This is a genomic window from Sodalis sp. RH24 (assembly GCF_047324145.1).
GTDB lineage: Bacteria > Pseudomonadota > Gammaproteobacteria > Enterobacterales > Enterobacteriaceae > Acerihabitans.
In genome coordinates this window covers 4,159,599-4,176,236 of sequence record NZ_CP178729.1, presented here as the reverse complement: position 1 = coordinate 4,176,236, position 16,638 = coordinate 4,159,599, and the positions used below count along the sequence as shown (strand labels likewise).

The following is a 16,638-nucleotide window of genomic DNA, read 5'->3' as shown; positions in this document are numbered from 1 at the left end:
ACAGCCCCTATTGCACGGAAAACTGGCGGCGCACTTTACGCATCAGTAAAAACAGCCACGGCCATAACACGCCGTCCACGACGCTGCTCCAGAAAATTTCCGGCCTGAATGAAATATTGATCACCAGGAACTCAGCCCAGAACACGATGACATGCATGGTCAATGATAGCATTACCACGATCAGCGACTGCTGCCATAGGGCCATATTCCTAAACAACTGGAATTTGAAGACCACCAGGTAGGCCAGGATGCTTAACGCCAGCGCCCTGACGCCCAGGATGGAACCCAGGATGAGATCCATGATAAGCCCCAGCACGAAGCCGGTGCCGACATTAACCCGGTGTGGTATCGCCATCACCCAGTAAATCAGCACCAGGCTGAGCCAGGAGGGCCTGAACAGGTAAAGCTGCTCGGGCCACGGCATGATTTGCAATACGATGGCGAGAAGAAATGAGAGCCAGATGACCCAGGTGCCGTTGCGGCGATAACGGTTCATTGCCGGGACCCGGAAAACGGATTCACTGCCGGCGTGGACCGCCCTGAAGCCGGCGCCGTATGGCCGGCTGCCGGCGCGTTGCCGGCGGGGGACGTCGGGTTGGCGTCCGGCGCGCTGCCGGCGGGGGCCGTACGGCTGGATGCCGGCGCAGCGCTATCCGCCGCGGTGCGATTGCCCGCCGGCGCGGCGCGACCCGTCGCCGCGTGATTGGCCGGCGACGCATTGCCGGCCGGTGCCGTGCGGGAGGTCCCCGCCCTGGCATCCGCCGCCGGCGCAGCGGCGGCGGGCGCCGCGGCCGGTGCGCTTGCCGGCGCTTCCGGCCCCATGATGCTATCCTGGGACGGCAACACCTGCGGCATCATCTGCATCAGGCGTTCATTGGCCACCCGATGGACCTCCGCCGGCGGCAGCGGCACCTCGCCCCGGGGGTCGGCTCCCCATAACAACAGCAAATAGCGCAGCCGCTGCAATTGGGCGGTCGGCCTGGCCTGGATCACGGTGTAGGCACGCTGGGTATCGACCTTAACCGACGACACCACGCCCACCGGATATCCTTCGGGGAAACGGCCGCCAAGACCGGAGGTCACCAGCACATCGCCGACGCGGATATCGGTGTTGCCCGGTAAATGCTCCAGCTGCAGATCTTCGGTGCAGCCGTTGCCGGCCACGATGACCCGGATATCGTTGCGTAAGACCTGGATGGGCAAGGCATGGGACGCATCGCAAATCAGCAACACCCGGCTGGTCATTTTGCCGGCGGCCACTACCTGGCCGACCACGCCTTTGTCGCTGATGACCGGCTGGCCGACATAAACGCCGCTGTCCAGACCTTTATCGATCACCACCTGGTCGCTGTAAGGATCGGTACTGGTGGAGATAACCTGGGTGACCATCTTCTGCTCATCCTGGCGCAGGGGCGAACCGAGCAGCTCGCGCAGACGCGCGTTCTCCTGCCGGAATTGCCCCAGCAGCAGCTGTTCGCTGTTCCTGAGCAGCAGTTCCTGGCGCAGGGTATGGTTCTCCTGCTCGAGCTGTCCGCGCGACGCCAGCGTTTCCGACACGTTGTCCAGCATCTTGCGCGGACCATTGGCCAGGAAATAGAACGGGCTGACGGCGGTATCCATGTATGTGCGTATCTGCACAAAGGTCCCGAGCCGACTGTCGGCGATAATAATGGCGATAGCCACCATCACGGCCAGGAACAGTCGGAGTTGCAGAGAAGGTCCCCTGCTAAAAATCGGCTTCATAAGCTATGCATTTTCCTCAACAAAAAAGGGGGGCGCCGACCAGGATGAGAAATCTCAGCGTTCACCCGGGTGGTTCCCCCCTTTTCGAGGCAGGTTATTCTTCGCTGAACAAATCACCGCCGTGCATATCGATCATCTCCAGCGCCTTGCCGCCACCACGGGCGACGCAGGTGAGGGGATCTTCCGCCACCACCACGGGTATGCCGGTCTCTTCCATCAGCAGACGGTCGAGATTGCGCAGCAACGCGCCGCCGCCGGTCAGGACCATGCCGCGCTCGGAGATATCGGAGGCCAGCTCGGGCGGGCACTGTTCCAGCGCCACCATGACCGCGCTCACGATGCCGGTTAACGGCTCCTGCAGCGCTTCAAGGATTTCATTGGAGTTCAGGGTAAAGCCCCGGGGCACGCCCTCGGCCAGATTACGGCCGCGGACTTCGATTTCCCTGACTTCATCGCCAGGATAAGCGGATCCAATTTCATGCTTGATGCGTTCGGCGGTGGCTTCGCCAATCAATGAGCCGTAATTGCGGCGCACATAATTAATAATAGCCTCATCGAAGCGATCGCCGCCAATACGCACGGAAGAAGAATAAACCACCCCGTTCAGGGAGATCACCGCCACTTCCGTGGTGCCGCCGCCGATATCCACCACCATGGAGCCGGTGGCTTCCGACACCGGCAGCCCGGCGCCGATGGCGGCGGCCATGGGTTCCTCAATCAGGAATACTTCGCGCGCCCCCGCCCCTTGGGCCGATTCACGGATCGCGCGGCGTTCCACCTGGGTGGCGCCGACCGGGACGCAAACCAGCACCCGCGGACTCGGACGCATGAAGCTGTTGCTGTGAACCTGTTTGATGAAGTGCTGCAGCATTTTTTCGGTGACGAAGAAATCCGCGATGACGCCGTCCTTCATCGGACGAATCGCCGCGATATTGCCGGGTGTGCGACCCAGCATCTGTTTGGCTTCATGGCCGACGGCGGCGACGCTTTTCGGCGAGCCGGCGCGATCCTGACGAATCGCGACGACGGAAGGTTCGTTCAGGACAATGCCCTGTCCTTTTACATAAATCAGGGTATTGGCTGTACCCAGGTCGATGGACAAGTCGTTGGAAAACATGCCACGAAATTTTTTAAACATAACTGAAGGATAATCCTGCAAGCTGGGGCGAAAGATAAAATCCGCCTACTTTACCAACCACGAGAAGCAGCGACAAGGCGCAATAACGCGCTGCTTCAATGAAAATACGTCCTCGTTAACATTCCCACACACCGAAGAAATCCCTGACGCGGTTTTTAGTCAGATGAAATGCGAGATTACTTCCGGCGCCGGTGTCGGCACTTATCGCTCTGCCTGCCGTATACGGGCGGACGCGCCGGCGGCGTGGCCACTGATAAACGGCAAAGGAGCGACAGATTGGCAACCGCAGGCAGAAAATCTGGCAGTGCACCTGATTCCAGGTAATGTAAGTACCTACTAACCAATTAGGTTAATGGGCGTATTGTACGTTAATTTTTCACGAACTTTTATACTATTCACGCATCCTGGCGTGAATATTTTTTTACCATCTCGTCCAGAGGCACTATCGGGGCAAAAAAGTCCCCTTGTCCCCCTGCGACCGCGTTATCCACCAGCGTTTGCCATTCCAGTTGGGTCCTTACGCCGGTGGCGAAAACCTGGGTCGCGGTGCCGACGCAGGCTTCGGGCAGGCTCTGGATGAACAGCTGGTTTTCAGCACGGCGATCGATTTCCCTTGCCAGGCCGGGATGCAGCTTGATGAGAGATATCGTCACCGCGCTGATATAGGCGGTACTCACCACCGTCAGCCCCGCCTGTACCACGCTTAGACGACAGCCCAGCGCGTCCAGCAAGCGTAACACCGGACGCAACCGCACCAAGTGTTGACAAAGATCGGCCTCCACAAGTTCAAACATAATTTGCCGACGCTGTGTTTTTTCGCATTGCATCAGCGTATTGCGCAGCCACAGCCGGAAGTCGCGTTGCAGCAGCGAGTCAACGCTCAGGGTTATCGCCAGCACCCGTTCCGGCAATTGCGCCAACAGGGGCAGGATACGGGTCAGCTGCTGCCGGTCGTAGCGCTCCATCAGTCCAAGGCGGCGCAGCATCGGCATAAATTCGGCGGCGGCCAACGCCTGGCCGCCTTCGGGGATACGGTTGATCACCACATGATGATCCAGACGGCCATCGCGCCGGTAGGCCGCGCGGGTAAACAGCTCCGGCCCGCCGCGCGCCAGGGTCTGTTCAAGCAAGGTGCGCCATTTGACATTGCCCCGCACCTGCTCCGGTACCCGCTTGTCGAATACCGACCAGGCGTTGCCGCCCTGCAATTCCGCTTCGCGGGCGGCCTGCTCAGCGGACTCCATCACCTCCACCGCCGTCTGGCCCTGGCGATAGACGCAAATGCCGATATGGAGCACATCGTCGCGGTGATGGCCTGCCACGCCCGGCAGGGTGGCAAGCGCCGCCACCAGTTGCGCCGCCAGCGACTCGGCCTCCTTGAGGGAGCAATGCGGCAGCAGCACCGCCAGATCGCGCCGGAAATAACGCGCCAGCAGCGCGTCGGGATAACGCATCACATAGGTGGCGATCAGCTGTATCAGCGCCTGTATCAGTTCCAGGGCCTGTGTTTTGCCCTGGCGCGTTTCCGGCAGCTCGGGATCCGGCGGCCGCAGCATCATCACCACGCCATGCGGCCCCATTTCCTGGCTGTCTTCCAGCTGGAGCGACAGCTGGTTGTCAAAAAACAGCCGGTTGCTCAGCCCGGTCTTGGCATCGCGCGCCGCGAACGCCCGGATCAGGATATCCACCCGGCTACGCTGCTCGCGGGCCTGCGCAAGGTCGCTGAGCAGGCGATCGATGGCGCTGCTGGTCAGCGACGGCGGCTCGCCGGCATTGCCCGACACGCTGTCACGCTCCCCATGCATAATCCGCCGGGCACGGTATTCCAGGGTTTCCTGCGGCTGGATTTGACGGCGCAGCCAGCGTAACCCCATCAGCAAAGAGAGCACCATCAGGACGATGGCGATGCTTACCGGCGCGGTCACTGCCAGCGAGCGCACCTCGCTTAACAGCGCCGTGGGATAGGTCAGCCGGACCAGCAAGTCGGGATGATGAGGCAACGCCAGGCTGCGGCGCAGGAAATCGGAGGGAGAATGGCCGCTCTCCGCCAGGCCCGCGGGCAGGAAACGGTTCAGCGTGGTCTCGCCGCGGCGGATTTCCAGCTCGCTGATGCCGCCGCTTTGCAGGGCAAACGGCAGCCAGCGCGCCAGGTCGGCGGGTGATTGGGTCGACAGCGCCTCATCGAGCGCCGCGGCAAGCGCCGCCATTTGCCGATCGGTACGGTGCTCATTGAGGTAAAAAAAACTTAACGCGCTGCCCGCCAGCATCAATAACATCACCAGCGCGCACAGCAAGGCCACCATAGCGGAAAGTCTGACGAGTAATCGCATCCCTGTGCCCCGGTAAAATATCTGAGGTAAGCCTGACGATATTTTATCGTCAGTACGGACAAAATGACATATTTTCAACCAAAGCGGGCAAAATATCGCCAGCCGACGGGTGGCGTGGAAAAATAGTCGCCGGGACGCGGGAATAAAAAAACGTTTTATACGTCATACTGGCTACAGAGCCTTAATTGCTTAATGGAGACGATTATGACCCGAAACCGCAAACTGCGGGAAGCCGACGTTACCGCCGAGGCCGTGTTTTTCCAGCGGCGTAAGGTGTTGCAAGCGCTGGGCATCACCGCGGCCTCGCTCAGCCTGCCGCTGTCGGCCCGGGCCAACGTATTGTCCTGGTTCAAGGGCGACAAGGCCGCCCCCGCCGCGCCGACGGGCAAGGATCTGTCTTTCAGCCGGCCCGCCGCCTGGCATGCCGATTTGCCGCTGACGCCGTATGATAAAGTCACCGGCTATAATAATTTCTACGAATTCGGCCTGGATAAAGCCGATCCGGCGGCCAACGCCGGCGGCCTGAAAACCGACGGCTGGAAAGTGGTCATCGACGGCGAAGTGGCTAAGCCCATGACGCTTGACATGGACGACATCCTGAAACGTTTTGCGCTGGAAGAACGTATTTACCGGCTGCGCTGCGTGGAGGCCTGGTCAATGGTCGTGCCCTGGACCGGTTTTGAGCTGGGAAAACTGCTTAAGCTGGCGGAGCCCACCAGCCAGGCGCGTTATGTCGCGTTCCAGACCCTGGACGATCCAGAGCAGATGCCGGGAGAAAAAGACCGTTATATCGGCGGCGGCCTGGATTACCCTTATGTGGAGGGGCTGCGGATCGATGAGGCCATGAACCCGCTGGCGCTGATGACGGTCGGCGTTTACGGCAAAACGCTGCCGCCGCAAAACGGCGCGCCCATCCGCCTGATTACCCCCTGGAAATATGGTTTTAAGGGCATCAAATCCATTGTCCATATCCGGCTGACGCGCGAGCAGCCGCCCACCACCTGGAATCTTTCCGCGCCGAACGAGTATGGATTTTACGCTAACGTGAATCCGCATGTGGATCACCCCCGCTGGTCCCAGGCAACGGAAAGGGCTATCGGCGCCGGCGGCATCCTGGATGTAAAACGCCAGCCGACCCTGTTGTTCAACGGCTACGCCGAACAGGTGGCCGGCTTATATCGTGGCCTGGATTTGCGGGAGAATTTCTGAGTGCGGCTTAACCTTAAACACATTTTCTGGCTAAAGGTACTGATTCACCTGGCGGCGTTCCTGCCCCTGGTCTGGCTGGTCTATGCGGTCAGCCAGGGCGATTTCAGCGCCGACCCGGCCAAGGATATCCAGCACTTTACCGGGCGCATGGGGCTAAAACTGTTGCTGGCGTCGCTGTTGATAACCCCGCTGGCCCGGTATGGCCGCCAACCCCTGCTGATCCGCTGCCGCCGTCTTATCGGCCTGTGGTGTTTCGCCTGGGTAAGCCTGCATCTGCTGAGCTATTCCGTGCTTGAACTGGGCATCGACAATCTCGGCCTGCTGGGCCGGGAACTGGTCTCCCGCCCCTACCTGACGCTGGGCATCATCAGCTGGCTGATTTTACTGGCGCTGGCGCTGACCTCCACCCAGCGCGCCCAGCGGCAATTGAAAAGCCGGTGGCAAACGCTGCACAATCTGGTCTATGTGGTGGCGATCCTGGCGCCGATACACTATCTCTGGTCGGTCAAAATTCTCTCGCCCCAGCCGGTGTTGTATGCTCTGGCGGCGGCGGTTCTGTTAGCACTGCGTTACAAAAAATTTCGCGGCTGGTGGCGCTAGCCGCGGAATTTTTTATTTCATTCCCCCGCCAAAATGCGCTATCTTGCACTCCACTTTGGATACCGCGTCCAGCTTATCTTCGCAGATAACGCCAGTATGTTGCTGCGAAAAGTTGCGATATCATTATAATGCTTGACCCTGTTAACACTCTGGCCCGGATTTTTCATCAAAAAGGTGACAAAACGGTTACGGAAGGTTATTTTTTACGGGGCTTCGTTAATTAACCGGAGATAGCGGCACGATGGCGGATAAGTTTCACATTTTGCTCCTCAATGGTCCCAACCTGAATCTGCTCGGGACCCGTGAGCCGGATAAGTATGGCCACACCACGCTCGCCGATATCATCAGCAGCCTTGAAACACAGGCGCAGGCTCTCGGCGTGACGTTAAGCCACCTGCAATCCAATGCGGAACATGTCCTGATAGATCGCATCCATCAGGCCCGCGGTAATACCGATTTTATCGTGATCAATCCCGCGGCGTTTACCCATACCAGCGTAGCGTTGCGCGACGCGCTGTTAGCGGTAAACATCCCATTTATTGAAATTCACTTATCCAATGTGCATGCGCGCGAGCCATTCCGACATCATTCCTATCTCTCCGATATTGCGGTTGGCGTTATCTGCGGCCTCGGCGCCGATGGTTATAATTTTGCTTTTCAGACGGCGGTCAATCGTCTGTCTGCATCCAATTAATTAGAGTATGGAACCCCACTCATGGATATTCGTAAGATCAAGAAGCTGATTGAACTGGTTGAAGAGTCCGGCATTTCAGAGCTGGAAATCTCCGAAGGTGAGGAATCGGTTCGTATCAGCCGTGCTCCGGCCATGCCTGCCTATCCCATGATGCAACAGGCTTATATCCCCGCGGCCCAGCAGCAGGTGGCCCCGGTGGCCGCCGCCGCGCCTGCGGCCGAGCAGGCCGCCGCCGTACCCGCCGCCATGAGCGGCCATTTGGTGCGCTCCCCGATGGTCGGCACGTTTTATCGCACCCCAAGCCCTGACGCGAAACCTTTTATCGAAGTCGGACAAAAGGTCAATGTCGGCGACACGCTGTGCATCGTCGAAGCCATGAAAATGATGAACCAGATAGAGTCCGACAAAGCCGGGGTGGTCAAAGCCATTCTGCTGGACAATGGTCAACCGGTTGAATTCGACGAGCCGCTGGTCGTCATCGAATAACGAGGCGCCACATGCTAGATAAAATTGTTATCGCCAATCGTGGTGAAATTGCGCTGCGTATTTTGCGCGCTTGTAAGGAATTGGGTATTAAGACCGTGGCCGTGCATTCCACGGTGGACCGCGATCTGAAACACGTACTGCTGGCCGATGAAACCATTTGTATCGGGCCCGCGCCTTCGGTAAAAAGCTATCTCAACATCCCGGCGATTATTTCGGCGGCGGAAATTACCGGCTCGGTGGCCATCCATCCCGGGTACGGTTTCCTGTCCGAAAACGCGGATTTTGCCGAGCAGGTTGAACGCTCCGGCTTTATCTTTATCGGGCCGCGCGCCGAAACCATTCGCCTGATGGGCGACAAGGTTTCGGCCATCAGCGCGATGAAAAAAGCCGGCGTGCCTTGCGTGCCCGGTTCCGACGGCCCGGTCGGCGATGATATGGAAAAAAACCGCGCGGTGGCCAAGCGTATCGGTTACCCGGTTATCATCAAGGCCTCGGGCGGCGGCGGCGGGCGCGGCATGCGCGTCGTGCGCGGCGACAACGAGCTGGAATCATCGATCAAAATGACCCGCGCCGAAGCCAAGGCGGCGTTTAACAACGATGTCATTTACATGGAAAAGTACCTGGAAAATCCCCGGCATATCGAGGTCCAGGTATTGGCGGACGGCCAGGGCAACGCCATCTACCTGGCGGAACGCGACTGCTCCATGCAGCGCCGCCACCAGAAAGTGGTGGAGGAAGCGCCCGCGCCGGGTATTACCGAAGCCATGCGCCGCTACATCGGCGAACGCTGTTCCAAGGCGTGCCGGGATATCGGCTATCGCGGCGCCGGCACCTTTGAATTCCTGTATGAGAACGGTGAGTTTTATTTCATTGAGATGAATACCCGCATCCAGGTGGAGCATCCGGTTACCGAAATGATTACCGGCGTGGATCTCATCAAGGAACAGCTGCGCATCGCCGCCGGCCAGCCTTTGTCCATCAAGCAGGACGAAGTACGGGTTACGGGGCACGCGGTGGAATGCCGTATCAACGCCGAGGATCCCAACACCTTTATGCCCAGTCCGGGCAAGATCACCCGCTTCCATGCGCCGGGTGGTTTCGGCGTGCGCTGGGAATCGCATATCTACGCGGGCTATACCGTACCGCCGTATTATGATTCCATGATTGGTAAATTGATTTGTTATGGCGAGAACCGCGACGTGGCCATCGCGCGCATGAAAAATGCGCTGGCGGAGCTTATCATCGACGGCATCAAAACCAACATTGATTTGCAGCTGAAAATCATGAACGACGAAAACTTCCAGCACGGCGGCACCAACATCCATTACCTGGAGAAAAAGCTCGGTTTAGTGGAAAAATAACCCGCGCTGCAAAAGGCCGGTTGTCACCGGCCTTTTCCGTTTAAATCCCCTTTAGCACTATGCAAATCGGCTGCATGCCGTAAAATCGCCTTTTTTTCGTTATCATTCATTCATCCCGGTACCAAGACATCATGGATAAACGATTTCTTCAGGCTCACCGCGAAGCCCGGTGGGCGTTTGGCCTGGCGGTGGCCTATCTGATTGCCTGGGTGCTGGCCGCCTACCTGCCCGACGACCGGCAGGGGATCACCGGCCTGCCCCATTGGTTTGAAATGGCCTGCCTGTGGGTGCCGCTGCTGTTCCTGGCGCTTTGCTGGCTGATGGTGCGCGTTATCTACCGCGATATCCCCCTGGAGGATAATGATGCAAAGTGAGATCCTTTTACCGCTGATTGCCTACCTGGTCCTGGTCTTCGCGCTTTCGTTCTATGCCTACCGCCGCCGCCAGAAGGGCGAGTTCCTGACGGAATATTTCCTCGGCAACCGCTCGATGGGCGGGTTTGTGCTGGCGATGACCCTCACCGCCACCTATATCAGCGCCAGCTCCTTTATCGGCGGGCCGGGCGCGGCCTACAAATATGGACTCGGCTGGGTACTGCTGGCGATGATCCAACTGCCGACGGTCTGGCTGTCTCTGGGTGTGCTCGGCAAGAAATTCGCCATCCTCGCCCGCCGCTACAACGCGGTCACTCTCAACGATATGCTGCTGGCCCGCTATCAAAGCCCGCTGCTGGTATGGCTTGCCAGTATCAGCCTGCTGGTGGCCTTTATCGGCGCCATGACGGTGCAGTTTATCGGCGGCGCGCGCCTGCTGGAAACCGCCGCCGGCATCCCCTACGATACCGGGCTGCTGATTTTCGGCATCAGCATCGCGTTGTATACGTCGTTCGGTGGTTTTCGCGCCAGCGTGCTCAACGACGCTTTCCAGGGACTGGTCATGCTGCTGGGCACTTTTATCCTGCTGTTCAGCGTTATCCACGCCGCGGGCGGCCTGTCCGCAGCGGTGACCAAACTCCAGCACATCCAGCCGGCGCTGGTATCCCCGACAGGCGTCGACCACGTGCTGACGCCGCAGTTTATGTCGTCGTTCTGGATCCTGGTGTGCTTCGGCGTTATCGGCCTGCCCCATACCGCGGTGCGCTGCATTTCGTACCGGGACAGCAAAGCCGTACATCGCGGCATTATTATCGGCACCCTGGTGATCGGCGTGCTGATGCTGGGCATGCACCTTGCCGGCGCCCTGGGCCGGGCGATACTACCCGACCTGACCATTCCCGACCAGGTGATCCCGACGCTGATGATCACCGTCCTGCCGCCGGTGGTGGCCGGCATATTTCTGGCCGCGCCTTTGGCGGCGATCATGTCGACAATCAACGCGCAACTGCTGCAATCCTCGGCGACCATCGTCAAGGATCTCTATCTCAGCCTGCGTCCCGCCCAGGCGGGCAACGAACGCTTGCTGACGCGGATGTCGGGCACGGTCACGCTGGCGCTGGGCCTGTTATTAATGGTGGCCGCCTGGCGCCCGCCGGAGATGATCATCTGGCTCAACCTGCTGGCCTTCGGCGGGCTCGAGGCGGTATTTCTGTGGCCGCTGGTGCTGGGGCTATACTGGGAACGCGCCAACGCGGCCGGGGCCCTGAGCGCGATGATCGCCGGCGGGGTCTGTTACGCCGTGCTCGCCACCCTTGATGTGCATATCGGCGGTTTCCATCCCATTGTGCCCGCCCTGGCGCTGAGCCTGGCGGCGTTCCTGGCGGGCAACTGCCTTCGCCCCGCCGCCCGGCCCGTTGCCCGGCCCGGCCTTTAATTTTTTTATTGGGAGCAACAGATGCCCTGGATTCAAATGAAGATCAACACCACCGGCGCCAACGCCGAGGAACTCAGCGACGCGCTGATGGAATGCGGCGCGGTATCGGTCACCTTTCAGGATACCCACGACAACCCGGTATTCGAGCCGCTGCCGGGCGAGACGCGGTTATGGGGCGATACCGATGTCATAGGCCTTTTTGCGGCCGATATCGACATAGCGGCGCTTATAGACGCCTTATCGGGCCATGCCCTGCTGGGACAGGATTTCCATCCTAAAATCGAGCAGTTGGAAGATAAGGACTGGGAACGCGAATGGATGGATAATTTCCACCCCATGCGCTTTGGCGAACGGCTGTGGATCTGCCCCAGCTGGCGCCCGGTGCCGGACGCCACGGCGGTAAACGTCATGCTCGACCCCGGCCTGGCCTTCGGCACCGGCACCCATCCCACCACCGCCCTTTGCCTGCAATGGCTGGACGGTTTGGACCTGGCGGGTAAAACGGTAATCGATTTTGGCTGCGGTTCCGGCATCCTGGCCATCGCGGCGTTGAAACTGGGCGCGGCGCACGCCATCGGCATCGATATCGATCCGCAGGCCATCCAGGCCAGCCGTGACAACGCCCAACGCAATGCGGTGGGCAATCGGCTCGACCTGTATTTGTCGCATGACAAACCCGACGACCTGAGCGCCGACGTGGTGGTGGCGAATATCCTGGCCGGCCCCCTGCGCGAACTGGCGCCGCTTATCTCCCTCCTGCCGAAACCGGGCGGCTATCTCGGCCTGTCGGGCATCCTGGCAAGCCAGGCGGAAAACGTCAAGGCGGCTTACGCCGACGCGTTTTCGCTCGACCCGGTGGCGGAAAAGGACGAGTGGTGCCGGATAACCGGCCGCCGCCGCTAATCCGGCGGCAAGCGCGTCCCGCCGCGTCGCCGGGGACGGGGCGGGAGCGATTCAGGAAAAAATCGCGACCGCACCAAATATTTTTCAGCTACAACTTTTTGTTTTTATTGTGAAAAATTCGAAAGATGACATGCAAAGAACAATTTCATTGATCTATAGCAGCGGATTGTTCAAAGTTTGGCCTTTCATCTGACGAAAAAAATGCGTAATATACGCGCCCTTGCGGACACAGTATGGTCTCTCTTTGTCTATGCGTATTGGACACCTGCAGCTCGATAATCGCCTGATAGCCGCCCCGATGGCCGGAGTGACAGACCGCCCATTCAGAGCACTCTGTCATGCGATGGGAGCGGGGTTGACCTTTTCCGAGATGCTTTCCTCGAATCCTGAGGTATGGCGCACGGATAAGTCCCGTCTACGTATGGTACATAGTGATGAACCCGGTATCCGGGCCGTGCAGATTGCCGGATGCGATCCTGCTGATATGGCCGCCGCCGCCGTCATTAACGTGGCAAACGGCGCGCAGCTGATTGATATCAACATGGGTTGCCCCGCCAAGAAGGTTAACCGGAAAATGGCGGGCTCCGCCTTGCTGCAGTTTCCGGATCTGGTGAAACAGATCCTGCTGACCGTGGTAAAGGCGGTGGACGTGCCGGTGATGCTGAAAATACGCACGGGCTGGTCGCCGGAACACCGAAATTGTGTAGAAATTGCCCAATTGGCCGAAGATTGTGGTATACAGGCCATCACAATACATGGCCGAACCCGCGCCTGCTTGTTCAACGGCAACGCGGAGTACGACAGTATTCGGGCAGTTAAGCAGTCTGTTACCATTCCGGTTATCGCGAATGGCGACATTACTGACCCGCATAAAGCCAGAGCGGTGCTTGACTACACCGGGGCCGACGCCCTGATGATAGGACGCGCCGCTCAGGGAAGACCCTGGATCTTCCGGGAAATCCAGCATTATCTGGATACGGGGGAGCTGCTGCCGCCGCCGCCGTTAGGCGAGGTGAAGCGTTTGTTGATAGAGCATGTACGGGAACTGCACGACTTTTATGGTCCAGGCAAAGGATTCCGCATTGCTCGTAAGCACGTCTCCTGGTATCTGCAGGAGCATGCCCCCGACAACCAGTTTAGGCGCACATTCAACGCCATTGAGGATGCCGGCGAACAGCTGGAGGCGTTGAAGGCATATTTTGAAAATCTTGCGTAATAGAAAAAAGAGCTGACAGAACTATGTTCGAACAACGCGTAAATTCTGACGTACTGACCGTTTCCACCGTTAACTCTCAGGATCAGGTAACTCAAAAACCGCTGCGGGACTCGGTGAAACAAGCACTGAAGAACTATTTTGCTCAATTAAACGGTCAGGATGTAAATGATGTGTATGAGCTGGTACTGGCTGAAGTAGAACAGCCACTGTTGGACATGGTCATGCAATACACCCGTGGCAACCAAACCCGCGCGGCCCTGATGATGGGCATTAACCGCGGTACACTGCGTAAGAAATTGAAAAAGTATGGTATGAACTAATACCACTGCTAACTGAATAAAAATAAAGGCGTTATTGGGCAACCAATAACGCCTTTTTATTGCCCTGCCGTCGGCTATTTAACCCATTGGCCGCGTCCGGCCGGCAGCGCCGCCAGGCTTCTTGCCATTGCGCGTCGATACTGTATTGCCGCCACCAACGCCAGGAACGGCAGCGACAGCTCCAGAAATTCTTCCTGCGAGGTTTGCAACGCCACCAGCCATTCAGGCGCGTGCCAGCCGAAAGTGCCCTTAATCATGCCCAGGGAACGGTCGATAATGTTGGTCAGCCCAATCAGGAACACAAAAGTGGCGATGGTCACCGCATGGGCTTTGCCCATGCGCACCGCGCGCAAAACAGGCAACGCATGCCTGACCAGCAGATACAGGCAGGCAACGACAATAGGCACCAGCGACAGCACGGCGTACAGCTTATCAAGCGTGGGCAGGGAACCGGTCCAGAAGCGCAGTTTAAGCATGCTCATATGATCGATATATTTATGCAGGTCCGCCTCGCGCGCCATCATCGCCAGCAGCGCCACGATGACGGCGACACGGGTGCGCCGCCGGCATAGCGGCAGGGGCAGCAGCGCCAGCGACAGGACGGCGATGCCGTATCCCACCAGAGTCAGGTTTTCCACCAGCTGCCCCTCTTCGACCAGATGCACCAATATGTCGGTGGGCATCAGGCACCATAGGATCAAGGTGAACAGGGACACGCCGACTGCCAGCCAGACAGAAAAGCGAGGGGTATCAAGAAAGGACATGGCGCCATCTCTAAAAAAAAGGAAACCATTATTACCGGTAGCAACCTATTTTTTTTAACAATCCATGCGCACTCATTACCCGTATTAATCTGTTTTGCCGTTTCCATCACAACATGTGCCCTCCAGCCAGGCGGTCAGCCCATCTTCACCGGCAGATCCGGCGATGCCGGGGACATGGCTATCGGCGCGCTACCCTGCTGCCGCAGCGTTTCCAGGTACGCCCGCTCGCGCCGCAGCCTGCTGCCGGCCGTTTCTATCCTCCCCGGATATAATTTACGCATAGGCTTATCACTCACTGTACCCGCCATTGCGCCGTGTTACTTCATCCGCCTCCCGCAGGACTAAGCGATCGGCAACGATACGGGGATATCAGGATGGATTAAACACCGTTTTCGCCACAAACAGCCCATTCAACGCCGCCGGGAAGCCCGCGTATATCGCCATCTGCATAATGATTTCGGTGATTTCCTCACGCGTTAACCCTACGTTCAGGCCGGCCTGGATATGGACGTTCAACTGCGGCGCGCAGTTGCCCATCGCCGTTAGCGCGGCGATGGTGGCGATTTCACGCGCGCGCAGGTCAAGCCCGGGACGTGAATAAATATCGCCAAACGGAAACTCAAGCAGATAACGCGCGAAATCGGGCGCGATATCGGCTAAGGCGTCAATCACGTTTTCTCCGGCGCGGCCGTCGATAGCGGCTAAGGCTTTTTTACCCTGTTCCAGTCTGGATAGGGTTATATTCTGTATCGTCATACATTATTCCTCGGTAACGTTGGCGTCGGTATAACCGGCGATTTTAGCGTCGAGGACGAGCAGTGAGGATTGCAGTTCCGTGATATGCGCCCGTACCTTTTGGCGATGCGCCTCCAGCAGGCGCCGGCGATCGGGTAGGGTTGCCGTGCCGCCGTCGCGCAGGGCGGCATAGCGCAACATGTCGCGTATCGGCATGCCGGTAGTTTTCAGCCGCTGCAAAAAGGAAATCCAGGGCAGGATGGCGCGGTCGTAATAACGCTGTCCGGCATCATCCCTCCGGGCATACGGCAGCAATCCAATGCGTTCGTAATAACGCAGGGTATGGGCTGTCAGCCCGGTTTTTTTTGCTATATCACCGATCTTCATATCTGTCCTTATTTCGTCCCGACCTTACCCATGCTAAGGGTTAGAGCGCGCGCTAAGTCAAGCGACAAAACAGGTTTTGATCAGGCGGTGGTTTCTGGGGACGAAAAAAAGCCCCGACGATGTCGAGGCTCTTTAATTCATTGTCAGGTTCCGGATGCTTTGGATTTTCTGGCGGCTGCGCCGCGCGACCAAAGGGCTATTCGTTTAAGAATGTCCGGTAACCTGCTTCTGCGTGGTTATGGCTGAGTAATTAAATTACAGAGCAACAACGTTGGCAGCAGACGGGCCTTTCTGGCCGCTTTCAATGGTGAATTCAACGCGCTGACCTTCGTCAAGGGTTTTGAAATCATTGCTCTGGATGGCAGAGAAGTGTACGAACACGTCTTTGCTGCCGTCAGCAGGAGTGATGAAGCCGAAACCTTTACCAGCGTCAAACCATTTAACGATACCAGTCATTTTGTCAGACATAGATACTTCCTTCATAATTATTTGTGCCACAATGTGGCGTGGTGAATAGGTCTGTTTGCCAGGGAATACTTACTTATGGGCACTTAAGAAGGAAATTCGTCGAAGAAGTGATGGTCTGCTATCGCTTTTACTTGAACAACTTTACTAAAATGACTTACATAAATAGGTCTGTACTACAAACCGTTGACGCTATTTACTCATAAAACCCCCCGCCGCGCAAGCTTTAATTATCAAATGAATTTTTAAGGTGCAATGACTGCACCCAAGGCGATGTTGCGCCCGCATCCCATGCGCCCAATCAAGGCGGTTCGACAACAATTTTTGCCAACCCGCTCCCAGATAACGGAACCCGGGGCGTCATAGTGGTGCGTCCGCCGAATCACTGCACTATATTTGTGCATAACTGTCCCGTTTTGGCGCGGCGCGGCTGTTAATAAAGTGTGAGTTCACCCGCCAGGCAAGCAACTGCCAGATT

General features: G+C 58.0%; 19 protein-coding genes. 10 read left to right on the top strand and 9 right to left on the bottom strand.

Annotated elements, in window-relative coordinates:
- Positions 1-7 precede the first annotated feature (7 nt).
- The 4 genes from mreD to csrD form a co-directional block, all read right to left on the bottom strand.
- Positions 8-496, bottom strand: coding sequence for a rod shape-determining protein MreD (gene mreD, locus ACL2XG_RS18970; RefSeq protein ID WP_410013320.1), 489 nt, complete (start codon positions 494-496; stop codon positions 8-10).
- On the bottom strand, positions 493-1,743 hold the full coding sequence (gene mreC / locus ACL2XG_RS18965) for a rod shape-determining protein MreC (RefSeq protein ID WP_413721546.1): 1,251 nt from the start codon (positions 1,741-1,743) through the stop codon (positions 493-495). Before mreC ends, mreD begins: the two co-directional genes overlap by 4 nt.
- Positions 1,744-1,837: 94 nt before the next feature.
- Positions 1,838-2,881 (bottom strand): rod shape-determining protein MreB, encoded by a 1,044-nt coding sequence (gene mreB / locus ACL2XG_RS18960; RefSeq protein ID WP_004385136.1) that lies wholly within the window; start codon positions 2,879-2,881, stop codon positions 1,838-1,840.
- Between the two features lie 395 nt (positions 2,882-3,276).
- Positions 3,277-5,211, bottom strand: a complete 1,935-nt coding sequence (gene csrD / locus ACL2XG_RS18955) for an RNase E specificity factor CsrD (protein WP_413721547.1) — start codon at positions 5,209-5,211, stop codon at positions 3,277-3,279.
- 204 nt (positions 5,212-5,415) lie between these two features.
- Here csrD and msrP point away from each other — a divergent pair, with 204 nt between their 5' ends.
- The 10 genes from msrP to fis all read left to right on the top strand — a co-directional run bounded on the left by msrP (position 5,416) and on the right by fis (position 13,809).
- Positions 5,416-6,420 carry a protein-methionine-sulfoxide reductase catalytic subunit MsrP gene (msrP, locus tag ACL2XG_RS18950; RefSeq protein ID WP_410013317.1) on the top strand — a complete coding sequence of 335 codons (1,005 nt, stop codon included), beginning with the start codon at positions 5,416-5,418 and terminating at the stop codon, positions 6,418-6,420.
- Positions 6,421-7,020, top strand: coding sequence for a protein-methionine-sulfoxide reductase heme-binding subunit MsrQ (gene msrQ, locus ACL2XG_RS18945; protein ID WP_410013316.1), 600 nt, complete (start codon positions 6,421-6,423; stop codon positions 7,018-7,020).
- Between the two features lie 241 nt (positions 7,021-7,261).
- Entirely contained in the window at positions 7,262-7,714 is a 453-nt protein-coding gene (gene aroQ / locus ACL2XG_RS18940) for a type II 3-dehydroquinate dehydratase (protein ID WP_413721548.1), read from the top strand.
- Positions 7,715-7,735: 21 nt separating this feature from the next.
- A complete protein-coding gene (gene accB, locus ACL2XG_RS18935) occupies positions 7,736-8,200 on the top strand; it encodes an acetyl-CoA carboxylase biotin carboxyl carrier protein (RefSeq protein WP_410013314.1) in 465 nt (154 codons plus the stop codon).
- Between the two features lie 11 nt (positions 8,201-8,211).
- On the top strand, positions 8,212-9,561 hold the full coding sequence (gene accC / locus ACL2XG_RS18930) for an acetyl-CoA carboxylase biotin carboxylase subunit (RefSeq protein ID WP_410013313.1): 1,350 nt from the start codon (positions 8,212-8,214) through the stop codon (positions 9,559-9,561).
- A 131-nt stretch (positions 9,562-9,692) separates the two neighbouring features.
- The gene (locus ACL2XG_RS18925; RefSeq protein ID WP_410013312.1) at positions 9,693-9,935 is read left to right on the top strand and encodes a YhdT family protein; all 243 of its coding nucleotides are present in this window, start codon (positions 9,693-9,695) and stop codon (positions 9,933-9,935) included.
- Entirely contained in the window at positions 9,925-11,370 is a 1,446-nt protein-coding gene (gene panF / locus ACL2XG_RS18920) for a sodium/pantothenate symporter (RefSeq protein WP_410016720.1), read from the top strand. Before ACL2XG_RS18925 ends, panF begins: the two co-directional genes overlap by 11 nt.
- A gap of 21 nt (positions 11,371-11,391) precedes the next feature.
- Positions 11,392-12,273 carry a 50S ribosomal protein L11 methyltransferase gene (gene prmA, locus ACL2XG_RS18915; RefSeq protein ID WP_413721549.1) on the top strand — a complete coding sequence of 294 codons (882 nt, stop codon included), beginning with the start codon at positions 11,392-11,394 and terminating at the stop codon, positions 12,271-12,273.
- A gap of 250 nt (positions 12,274-12,523) precedes the next feature.
- Positions 12,524-13,489 carry a tRNA dihydrouridine synthase DusB gene (dusB, locus tag ACL2XG_RS18910; protein ID WP_410013310.1) on the top strand — a complete coding sequence of 322 codons (966 nt, stop codon included), beginning with the start codon at positions 12,524-12,526 and terminating at the stop codon, positions 13,487-13,489.
- A 23-nt stretch (positions 13,490-13,512) separates the two neighbouring features.
- Positions 13,513-13,809: a DNA-binding transcriptional regulator Fis gene (gene fis, locus ACL2XG_RS18905; protein WP_410013309.1), complete on the top strand. Its 297-nt coding sequence runs from the start codon at positions 13,513-13,515 to the stop codon at positions 13,807-13,809.
- A gap of 74 nt (positions 13,810-13,883) precedes the next feature.
- Here fis and ACL2XG_RS18900 read toward each other — a convergent pair whose 3' ends face one another.
- From ACL2XG_RS18900 to cspA, 5 genes are all read right to left on the bottom strand, one after another.
- The gene (locus ACL2XG_RS18900; protein ID WP_410013308.1) at positions 13,884-14,573 is read right to left on the bottom strand and encodes a hypothetical protein; all 690 of its coding nucleotides are present in this window, start codon (positions 14,571-14,573) and stop codon (positions 13,884-13,886) included.
- A gap of 134 nt (positions 14,574-14,707) precedes the next feature.
- Positions 14,708-14,854 (bottom strand): hypothetical protein, encoded by a 147-nt coding sequence (locus tag ACL2XG_RS18895; RefSeq protein WP_413721550.1) that lies wholly within the window; start codon positions 14,852-14,854, stop codon positions 14,708-14,710.
- A gap of 88 nt (positions 14,855-14,942) precedes the next feature.
- Positions 14,943-15,329 carry a carboxymuconolactone decarboxylase family protein gene (locus tag ACL2XG_RS18890; RefSeq protein WP_413721551.1) on the bottom strand — a complete coding sequence of 129 codons (387 nt, stop codon included), beginning with the start codon at positions 15,327-15,329 and terminating at the stop codon, positions 14,943-14,945.
- Between the two features lie 3 nt (positions 15,330-15,332).
- Positions 15,333-15,695 carry a MerR family transcriptional regulator gene (locus ACL2XG_RS18885; RefSeq protein WP_413721552.1) on the bottom strand — a complete coding sequence of 121 codons (363 nt, stop codon included), beginning with the start codon at positions 15,693-15,695 and terminating at the stop codon, positions 15,333-15,335.
- Between the two features lie 255 nt (positions 15,696-15,950).
- Positions 15,951-16,163 carry an RNA chaperone/antiterminator CspA gene (gene cspA, locus ACL2XG_RS18880; RefSeq protein ID WP_410013305.1) on the bottom strand — a complete coding sequence of 71 codons (213 nt, stop codon included), beginning with the start codon at positions 16,161-16,163 and terminating at the stop codon, positions 15,951-15,953.
- Between the last annotated feature and the right edge of the window lie 475 nt (positions 16,164-16,638).

Bases quoted from the DNA above. Each gene is read 5' to 3' on its own strand.
- fis (WP_410013309.1), top strand. From the start codon at position 13,513: ATGTTCGAACAACGCGTAAATTCTGACGTACTGACCGTTTCCACCGTT.
- ACL2XG_RS18885 (WP_413721552.1), bottom strand. From the start codon at position 15,695: ATGAAGATCGGTGATATAGCAAAAAAAACCGGGCTGACAGCCCATACC.
- ACL2XG_RS18925 (WP_410013312.1), top strand. From the start codon at position 9,693: ATGGATAAACGATTTCTTCAGGCTCACCGCGAAGCCCGGTGGGCGTTT.
- dusB (WP_410013310.1), top strand. From the start codon at position 12,524: ATGCGTATTGGACACCTGCAGCTCGATAATCGCCTGATAGCCGCCCCG.
- accC (WP_410013313.1), top strand. From the start codon at position 8,212: ATGCTAGATAAAATTGTTATCGCCAATCGTGGTGAAATTGCGCTGCGT.
- mreC (WP_413721546.1), bottom strand. From the start codon at position 1,743: ATGAAGCCGATTTTTAGCAGGGGACCTTCTCTGCAACTCCGACTGTTC.
- csrD (WP_413721547.1), bottom strand. From the start codon at position 5,211: ATGCGATTACTCGTCAGACTTTCCGCTATGGTGGCCTTGCTGTGCGCG.
- accB (WP_410013314.1), top strand. From the start codon at position 7,736: ATGGATATTCGTAAGATCAAGAAGCTGATTGAACTGGTTGAAGAGTCC.
- cspA (WP_410013305.1), bottom strand. From the start codon at position 16,163: ATGTCTGACAAAATGACTGGTATCGTTAAATGGTTTGACGCTGGTAAA.
- ACL2XG_RS18890 (WP_413721551.1), bottom strand. From the start codon at position 15,329: ATGACGATACAGAATATAACCCTATCCAGACTGGAACAGGGTAAAAAA.
- prmA (WP_413721549.1), top strand. From the start codon at position 11,392: ATGCCCTGGATTCAAATGAAGATCAACACCACCGGCGCCAACGCCGAG.
- msrP (WP_410013317.1), top strand. From the start codon at position 5,416: ATGACCCGAAACCGCAAACTGCGGGAAGCCGACGTTACCGCCGAGGCC.
- mreB (WP_004385136.1), bottom strand. From the start codon at position 2,881: ATGTTTAAAAAATTTCGTGGCATGTTTTCCAACGACTTGTCCATCGAC.
- panF (WP_410016720.1), top strand. From the start codon at position 9,925: ATGCAAAGTGAGATCCTTTTACCGCTGATTGCCTACCTGGTCCTGGTC.
- ACL2XG_RS18900 (WP_410013308.1), bottom strand. From the start codon at position 14,573: ATGTCCTTTCTTGATACCCCTCGCTTTTCTGTCTGGCTGGCAGTCGGC.
- mreD (WP_410013320.1), bottom strand. From the start codon at position 496: ATGAACCGTTATCGCCGCAACGGCACCTGGGTCATCTGGCTCTCATTT.
- ACL2XG_RS18895 (WP_413721550.1), bottom strand. From the start codon at position 14,854: ATGCGTAAATTATATCCGGGGAGGATAGAAACGGCCGGCAGCAGGCTG.
- aroQ (WP_413721548.1), top strand. From the start codon at position 7,262: ATGGCGGATAAGTTTCACATTTTGCTCCTCAATGGTCCCAACCTGAAT.